The sequence below is a fragment of the Trichocoleus sp. DQ-U1 genome (assembly GCF_039961925.1).
In the GTDB taxonomy this organism is placed as follows: Bacteria; Cyanobacteriota; Cyanobacteriia; order Cyanobacteriales; family FACHB-T130; genus FACHB-T130.
Genome location: NZ_JAMPKB010000168.1, coordinates 1 through 3,109, shown reverse-complemented (window position 1 = coordinate 3,109; position 3,109 = coordinate 1). Strand labels below are relative to the sequence as shown.

Here is a 3,109-nt window from a genome sequence, read left to right as displayed (position 1 = left end):
GCTGAGGGGTCATCTGTAACTGGCAGTAAGCGTAATTTTGGATGAGTTGACGTTGACGCTCAGTTAAAGGTTTGGGAGTCATTGAACACCTCCTATATAAATCAACGTGAGTGGAATGACTCTTTATTTGTGAAATGAGGGAAAAGACTTTAGTAACTGCGTTACCTAGCTGCTTACACAAGCAGCGATCTTTTCAAGTTCCGCACATTGTTTATGTGTGTACTGGGTGGACACCATTTCCGTCCGTTCCAATTGGGACGTATTGGGACGTAAATCCATCTCTCAAACACAAGTGCAGATTCGGGTGATTATCAGTGGAAGCAAGATTAGCGAGCGCCGACTGAAATTAGTTACATCTGGTCACGGATCAGGAGCGTTACCGAAAAATAGAACAGATGTAACCCTATCTGGATAAGGGTGCGCCCTCTCGTGACCAAAGACTTCCGGGCAATATAATCTCGATTGACATAGAAAGGCTAAGTCCCAATGGGACTTAATCTTCAGTCAGGCGAATGCCGCAGCACAGTCCGAAAACAAAACCAAGCAGCATTCCTTTGTGCAGTTCTTTGGGCTGAATCAACAGAGTTAAGAAACCGAAACTACAGGCGATCGCCAAACTGGCAATTGAAATATTTTTGATTCTTTCGGCGCTTCTAGTTTTCATCACTCTCTCCATCTGCCCAGATTATTAGCCCTCTCTCATCCAACTCTTTCAAACTGGCGGCATTGATTTCTTCCACGAATGAATCTGGGAGCGAGCGCACAATTAGTTCAATCAATTGGGCAGCAAACTTATTCATCGCCAGTTCCTCCCATCAAGTCCTTGAACTGGGCATAAGCCTCCTTCCAAGCGGCTGAACCCCCCTTACTGACTTGCCAGAGCCGCTCAATAATCTGCGTTTGGTTCAGTTCGATTCTTAGTTGTTGAATGAGCTTTATCGCCTGTGCGCGGGTCAGTTCTAACGTTGTGAACCGTTTTTCAGAATCGCTGGGAGTGTCACTACTTCGTTGGTTCAGCGGTTCAGATGGCGGTTCAGACGGTTCAGCCGTTGAGGGCATCTCCCAAACCTGATTTAAGCGCTGTCTCGCTGCGTTCCAAAGGTCATCTGGTGAACTATCTTGGTTTGGCTTAGTTGTGCGCTCGCTTTCAAAAACATCGGGATTTCCGACGAGCGATCGCAGGTCTGGAACGGATACCCGTCGCTTTTCATCCGAACCGGGCATGACTAAATCTCCAAATCCTGACGGCTTCCATCCATCTGATGAGTTTGGTGAGGCTTCGGGAATTAAATGCAAAGTTACACAACCGCTAGATTTAAGTAACTCGGATAACCCACGAGGATTTCCGAACATTGCCATGCTGTCATGTTGTGCCGTCACTACCGGAAAGACTACGGCTTTGCGACACGCAACCAACATCTTCTGCCAAAACGCCTGAACAAACTTTTCATCGCCATCAAGTAAGCTTGCCCACTCGCCGCACTCTTCCAAAATCAAACTGATGGGGTAGTGGTTGTAGGTTCCCTCTGGTTGGTTCTGGTACTCGGTGTAGCGAGATTCAACAATTGAAAGCACCTTCTCCATCCCCTTGCGGATGCTATAACCCCGCTCTTTATCGTTCCGCCCAACTCCATAGAATTCACTACCTGCTACCAAATGCGGCTCTAACCCGCTGTACATCCCGTGTTTTTTGTGGGCATTAATAACGATGAATTTGTGACCTTTGTGGAGTCGATAGCGAATCAACCCGCCATTAACCAACGTTGTTTTACCGCTACCTTGACCGCCGATAGCTTTCAGGAATCCAGCGAGTAAGATAGGAGCGATTTCACTTTGTTGTAGGACGGTGATTAGGTTAGGTGCTTGGGGTGATGATTGAGTAACAGGTGCAGGTACTTCCTGAGTCGTTGGAGCAATTGATTCGGGGACAATTTCTGCCTCAAAAAGCGCATCTTGATACGGTGACAAAACAGCATAGGATTGTTCAGCCGCTTGAATCATCACTTGCTGGTTAAAACTTTCTAACTCTGCCTGTGCTTGTAAACGAAGTTTTTGGAGGTTTACACCTTCCCAAATTTGAGAATATTTCTGCTTTTTCGACTCCAATTCCGTAAGCGATCGCGCCAATGTCATCGATACCCCAAAGCCAGCGATTGACACGAATGAGCCGAGCAATTTCCATCCCGCAGCTCCTGGGGTTCGTCGCACATTTATCGCTCCAGCAGGGAGTCCCATCCAATCAGGTCTAACATTTTCGGTACAACCACCTTCAATCGGCAGACAGTAGTGAAGCTTGCCGTCGAAACTTCCTTGCACTCCTACAGCCGAACCAATGACACCCAATGCCATCGCAGCAAACATGATTAACTTTGGATTCATCGTGCTGCCCTCTTGATAAATATTGATAAAAAGAGCGCAAACAATCCCAGCCCAATTCCAATCCAAATCAAAGGATTTACGACTAAAAAGATGGAAAGGACTGTATCCCAAAAGCTAGCAATAATTGAGATAAGGATTACCAGCCCAATGACGCTGCTTACCTGTGGATTTTCTTTTCCAGTTAAGACAAGATACCCAGATGCACAAGCAATTAAAAGGGCATAACTAATTAACATTCCTGGAATTATCCGACACAACAAAGCAAATGCTAAGCTACCACTGAAATACAATCCGAACTCAGAGACATTCCCAACTACTCGATAGGATTTGATTGCATCGTTTTCTTTAACGTGAGATTCATCAGAAAGAAAGTCAGCCTCGTGGTGAGGCTGATGATTACTAGGGTTGAACATCAGCTTTTACCGTTAATTAACGACCGCTAAACCAGTCACCAATCCCCTGCCAGAATCCTTTTTTCTGGGAGGAACGAGAGCCATTCATTATTAAATCTGTGCGCTCCTGTTTTTCTTTTCTCTCCTCTTCAGATAAGGCTTCTCGCCGTTTCATAAGAGGGATTTTCTCGTTGATGCGACGTACACTAGTTTGGTGCTTTCTCGCTACAATTTGTAACGCAGTTTGGAAGTCCATTCGTTCGAGCATGAGGGCGCTACGTCCCTCTGCATCCAATAGCCTGACACCGTTTGCTGCTTTCTCACTCATCATCCGAACG

At 46.1% G+C, this 3,109-nt stretch carries 5 protein-coding genes; all 5 read right to left on the bottom strand.

Features of this window, described 5'->3' with window-relative positions:
* Positions 1-493: 493 nt before the first annotated feature.
* Positions 494-664 (bottom strand): hypothetical protein, encoded by a 171-nt coding sequence (locus NDI34_RS28005; protein ID WP_348234482.1) that lies wholly within the window; start codon positions 662-664, stop codon positions 494-496.
* On the bottom strand, positions 654-800 hold the full coding sequence (locus tag NDI34_RS28000) for a hypothetical protein (RefSeq protein WP_348234481.1): 147 nt from the start codon (positions 798-800) through the stop codon (positions 654-656). The genes NDI34_RS28005 and NDI34_RS28000 overlap by 11 nt, the downstream gene beginning before the upstream one ends.
* Positions 793-2,379, bottom strand: a complete 1,587-nt coding sequence (locus tag NDI34_RS27995; protein WP_348234480.1) for a hypothetical protein — start codon at positions 2,377-2,379, stop codon at positions 793-795. Before NDI34_RS27995 ends, NDI34_RS28000 begins: the two co-directional genes overlap by 8 nt.
* A complete protein-coding gene (locus NDI34_RS27990; protein ID WP_348234479.1) occupies positions 2,376-2,792 on the bottom strand; it encodes a hypothetical protein in 417 nt (138 codons plus the stop codon). The genes NDI34_RS27995 and NDI34_RS27990 overlap by 4 nt, the downstream gene beginning before the upstream one ends.
* A gap of 16 nt (positions 2,793-2,808) precedes the next feature.
* On the bottom strand, positions 2,809-3,109 hold a 301-nt coding region (locus tag NDI34_RS27985; RefSeq protein ID WP_348234478.1), incomplete at its 5' end, for a hypothetical protein.